General features: G+C 41.2%; 3 protein-coding genes and 1 pseudogene. 1 reads left to right on the top strand and 3 read right to left on the bottom strand.

All coding sequences use genetic code 11. The annotated features are described in order from the left end of the window. Nucleotides 1–87: 87 nt before the first annotated feature. The gene (locus tag DBR11_RS10735; protein WP_108552446.1) at nt 88–567 is read right to left on the bottom strand and encodes a Dps family protein; all 480 of its coding nucleotides are present in this window, start codon (nt 565–567) and stop codon (nt 88–90) included. A gap of 367 nt (nt 568–934) precedes the next feature. Between DBR11_RS10735 and DBR11_RS10730 the strand changes: the two genes are divergently transcribed. Beyond that, a complete protein-coding gene (locus DBR11_RS10730; protein ID WP_108552444.1) occupies nt 935–2,749 on the top strand; it encodes a UbiD family decarboxylase in 1,815 nt (604 codons plus the stop codon). 89 nt (nt 2,750–2,838) lie between these two features. Here DBR11_RS10730 and DBR11_RS10725 read toward each other — a convergent pair whose 3' ends face one another. Together DBR11_RS10725 and DBR11_RS29560 are read right to left on the bottom strand one after the other, a co-directional pair. Continuing rightward, on the bottom strand, nt 2,839–4,368 hold the full coding sequence (locus tag DBR11_RS10725) for an OmpP1/FadL family transporter (RefSeq protein ID WP_108552442.1): 1,530 nt from the start codon (nt 4,366–4,368) through the stop codon (nt 2,839–2,841). Nucleotides 4,369–4,388: 20 nt separating this feature from the next. Beyond that, nucleotides 4,389–4,776: pseudogene (locus tag DBR11_RS29560) on the bottom strand (hypothetical protein); the annotation flags it as partial.

Here is a 4,776-nt window from a genome sequence, read left to right as displayed (position 1 = left end):
ATTATGTTATAGTGATAAATAAGGTGTGTAAACGAAGAAAGCCATGCTTTTTTGGAGCAGGGCTTTCTTAAGTTGAATAGGGATGTTTTATTTCTTGTTTGCGAATGAGCGTAGCATCCAGGTGTTTTTTTCTTTGAATTGCATGAAACGGTTGACCATGTCGTTGGTACCGTCGTCTCCGGCTTTGTCTGTTGCTTCAAGTAATTCTCTTTCCAGTTGGATGAGTTGAGACATGTCGTCGAGGATGGCGTCTACCATATCAAGGTCTTTAAGGCCTATGGTATTGATCTCTTTAATGGAAGATTCACTAATATAATCTGCGAAACGACTGTGTGGTGGTTTACCTAGGGTAAGAACACGTTCTGCAATTTCATCAATGGTCAGTTGAGCGTTGGTATATAATTCCTCGAACTTAAGGTGCAGGGTAAAGAAATTCTGGCCTTTAATGTTCCAGTGGCATCCTCTTAATTTTTGATAGTGTATGTGATAGTTTGCAAGATAATCGTTGAGCATGTCTACTACTGGTTTTACCTTTTTTTCATTCAAACTAATCTCTTTAGCGTCCATAGTAATTGTTGTTTTTATTTTATTAAATATGTTTAGAATAGAACAATTATCCCAGCCAAGAGTTTTGGAAAAAAGGCTTTTTACCATATAAACAAAGAAAATTATAGGTATACATTACAATATACATTACAATATACATTACAATATACATTACAATATACATTACAATATAACCCTATACTCCATCTCTATGCACCCTGCCCGGACTCACCTCCTTTGCTAAGCGCCCTATAAAAAATCAACATTACTCAGAGAGGACCTCAGGGCGCCTTGCCACAAGAGCGCAGCGGGGCAAGGAGTCCAGTCCTCGAAGAGTAATTTGATTTTTTCCAACAAGCTTACAAACTTAAATTTAACTTTGTGGGTAATGGGATATAACAGCTTATCAGAATGTGTTGCTGATTTAGAAAAACACGGACATCTTATACGTATAAAAGAAGAAGTAGATCCTTACCTGGAAATGGCTGCAATCCATTTGCGGATTTTTGAGCAGGAAGGCCCAGCCATTCTATTTGAAAAAGTCAAAGGAAGTCCTTTTCCTGCAGTTTCCAACTTGTTTGGAACTTTGGAAAGATCCAAGTTTATGTTCAGGGACAGCCTGGATAAAGTTCAGCAATTGGTAGGGCTTCGTTCAGATCCAATTAAGGCACTTAAAAACCCATTTAAATATGCAGGGGCAGGCTTAACGGCACTTTCTGCTTTACCAATGAAACAAAGCCTGTTCAAAGCTACTTTTAGTAAAACTACTATCAGTCAGCTTCCGCAAATTGTAAACTGGCCGATGGACGGCGGACCTTTTGTAACCATGCCACAGGTTTACACCGAAGATCCGGATAAACCAGGTGTTATGAACTCTAATTTGGGGATGTACCGTATACAGCTGGCCGGGAATGAATATATCAAAGACAAAGAAATCGGATTGCACTATCAGATCCATAGAGGGATAGGCGTTCATCAGTCCAAAGCCAATGCAAAAGGACAACCTTTAAAAGTGAGTATTTTCGTAGGCGGTCCTCCTTCACATCCGCTGGCGGCCGTAATGCCTCTGCCGGAAGGACTGTCAGAAATGACCTTTGCAGGTGCTTTAGGTAACAGACGGTTTCGTTATTTCTATGATGAAGAAGGTTTCTGCATTTCTGCAGATGCTGATTTTGTGATCACAGGTACGGTTTATCCGCAGGAAAATAAGCCAGAGGGTCCTTTTGGGGATCATTTAGGTTATTACAGTTTAACGCATCCTTTTCCTTTAATGAAGGTGCACAATGTATACCATAAGAAAGATGCCATTTGGTCTTTTACCGTAGTAGGGAGACCTCCGCAAGAAGACACAAGCTTTGGTGCTCTGATCCATGAAATAGCAGGTTCGGCACTTCCGCAGGAAATTCATGGGCTGAAAGAGGTGAATGCTGTAGATGCGGCTGGTGTGCATCCATTGTTGTTTGCGATAGGAAGCGAAAGATATACACCTTATTTAAAGGAACGCAGACCACAGGAGATCTTAACCATTGCCAATCATATTTTAGGTAAGAACCAGTTGAGCCTGGCGAAATATGTATTTATTGCTGCAAGAGAGGATGACGAGAAGCTCAGTACGCATCATATCAGGGCCTTTTTGAAGCATATACTGGAACGTATGGATTTCACCAGAGACCTGCATTTTTATACGCAAACCACGATAGATACCTTAGATTATAGTGGAGAAGGATTGAATTCTGGTTCTAAAGTGGTGTTTGCAGCAGCAGGCGAAATAAAGCGCCAACTGAGCACGGCATTACCTTCGGGGCTTGCTACAGATGGGTATTTTTCCGGGTATCACATGGCTATGGAAGGCATTATGACGGTTCAGGCTCCTTCTTATTTGAACAAGGATCAGGCCGGCGTTGAAATTAGCGAGTTGAAAGATCAGCTTCAACAGCGGAATCTGGAAGGTCTGGGCTTAATTGTGTTGTGTGATGATGCAGCGTTTACAGCCAAAGATATTAATAACCTGGTTTGGGTAAGCTTTACCAGAAGTAATCCTGCGTCTGATATAGATGGGATAGGTAGTTTTGTTAAAGATAAACATTGGGGTTGTACAGGTCCGGTCATTATAGATGCAAGAAAGAAACCGCACCATGCACCTGAGTTGATTAAAGATGCTCAAGTAGAAAAGAATATAGAGCGGTTTAAACCTTATCTGTAGGAGGGGTTGTTTCCCATAAATAGATTTCAAAATAAAAGCGCTAATGTCAAGGACATCAGCGCTTTTATTTTGAAATGATTCTCTAAGTATTAGAAGCGAACTCCGAAAGTCAAAAAAACATTGTTTTTACTCAATTTTGTTGTTGCTGTAGGGTCCAGTGAAGCATCTGTTCCCACTGTATAAGGAACAAATGTTTGATTGGTTTCTACTCTCTGATAGGCAAGGTCTACATAATACTGGTTGATTCTGTAGCCCAAACCTGCGCTATAATATTTAACCTGAGCCTGGTTGTCAGGATCTTGTTTATAAGGGGTGCCGTTCAGGCCAAAACCTGCGCGAAGCGTAATCGGATCTATTTTGTACTCACCACCAACACGGAAGTTAACAGCACTTTTGTAAAAATCTTTAACATCCTGATTGTTGTTGTTTAAAACAGAACGGTCATCAATGGTATTGTAATCCGATGTGGTGCTCAGTTTGATGCTGGAGTAATTTACAAAATCTACGTCACCGGTTAACAAACCATTACCTGCAATAATTAAACTTGCACCCACGGAAGTTTTCATAGGCGTCCTTAATGTATATTGAAATACATAATTGTTTTGATCAGGCCTGTATAATGAATTTCCAGGATTATAAAGTGTATTTACAGCTTCTGAATAAGTATCTTCTACATGCATCCACGTTGGGGTTTGAAAGGAAGCCCCAATTCTAAATTCATTTATTGGTTTATAGATAATACCAATTCTTCCGTTAATTCCATTACCTCTGGTTGTCTGAGACTGCAGATAAGAAGCGGTATAGGTATCGCCAACTTTTGGATCCGCAGGCAATTCCTGTGGAGTGGAAGTAAGAGAACCCATTTCACTGAAATTAGAGTCATAATCATAACGCATGGTCACAAATCCGATGGAAGCACCAATATAAACCTGGTTGGAAATGTTCATGGATCCGGCGAAGTTAAACTCAGAAGTAGAACCCCACCTTGTCTGATTGTAATATTGATTGTTGTTGAGTTGCGAATTTGCTTTTTGATAAACGCCAGGGCTGGTTTCATTGATCAGAAAATTGTCATAGCCTAATTGACCCAATCCTACAGGTAGGTTTTGATGGGTTTGGCCTGTATTATTTGCCTGCTCAGCAAAATAATCGCCTAAAGAATTGTTAGGATTTTTTCCGGCGAAGCTTACACGCTGGCTAAAATCGTTATTTCTGTTGTATCCAATTCCCCAAACAAAACTAACCACCCCCTGATCCAGGTTGGATCCTTTAGGTCTGATGACCGGGTTATACCAAACTATGCCAGCCTGGTTTAAGTTAAAACTATTTTTTGTGCTATTGGAGTTCTGGCCAAAATAGTTTGATTTTGAACCTGTATTGTTAAATTCAGGTGTGATGCTGAATTCAGATCTGGTAAACATTCCCAATCCGGCAGGGTTACCGCCAATGGAACTGATATCTCCACCTAAACTGGTTTGAGCATTTCCCAATCCTTTGAAACGGGCTGAACTGCCGTAGTTAGTTTGCGAGAACCTAAGGGCATCACCCGCGTATTGTGCATATATTACTCCGGTATTGGCTACCATAGCCAATCCAAGAATGGTAAGGAATTTTTTCATTTAATAGGGTTCTTGTTTAACTAGTTTCTACCACCTCTTTGACTTCTGCCGCCACCGCCGCCGCCGCCGCCATAATTGCCGCCGGAATTAGAAGGAGGGGAATAAGTAGGCCTGCTGTCTCTTTGAGGGGTATAACTTTCCGTTCTGCCTTGTCTAGGTTGTATATATGGATTGTCACCTCTGTTGCCAGAATTTACATTTACCGGACGTGTTGATCTGCTTCTTTCTGTATAGCTTACGCCATTGGTTGTTCTGATCACACCGCGGCCGTTATAACTGCTGTTCAAGTTACTGGATCTTGGGGTATAGCCAACGCCGTTTTCCCTACCTCTGTAAGGTCTTGCACCATAAGTGGTGTTTCCAGGTAAACGGTTGACATAGCCACCGCCCCAATAACCACCTCCCCAG

The organism is Pedobacter sp. HMWF019, assembly GCF_003061025.1.
Taxonomy (GTDB): Bacteria; Bacteroidota; Bacteroidia; order Sphingobacteriales; family Sphingobacteriaceae; genus Pedobacter.
Note: the sequence above shows the minus strand (reverse complement) of the source record. Positions and strands in the feature narration are given on the sequence as shown.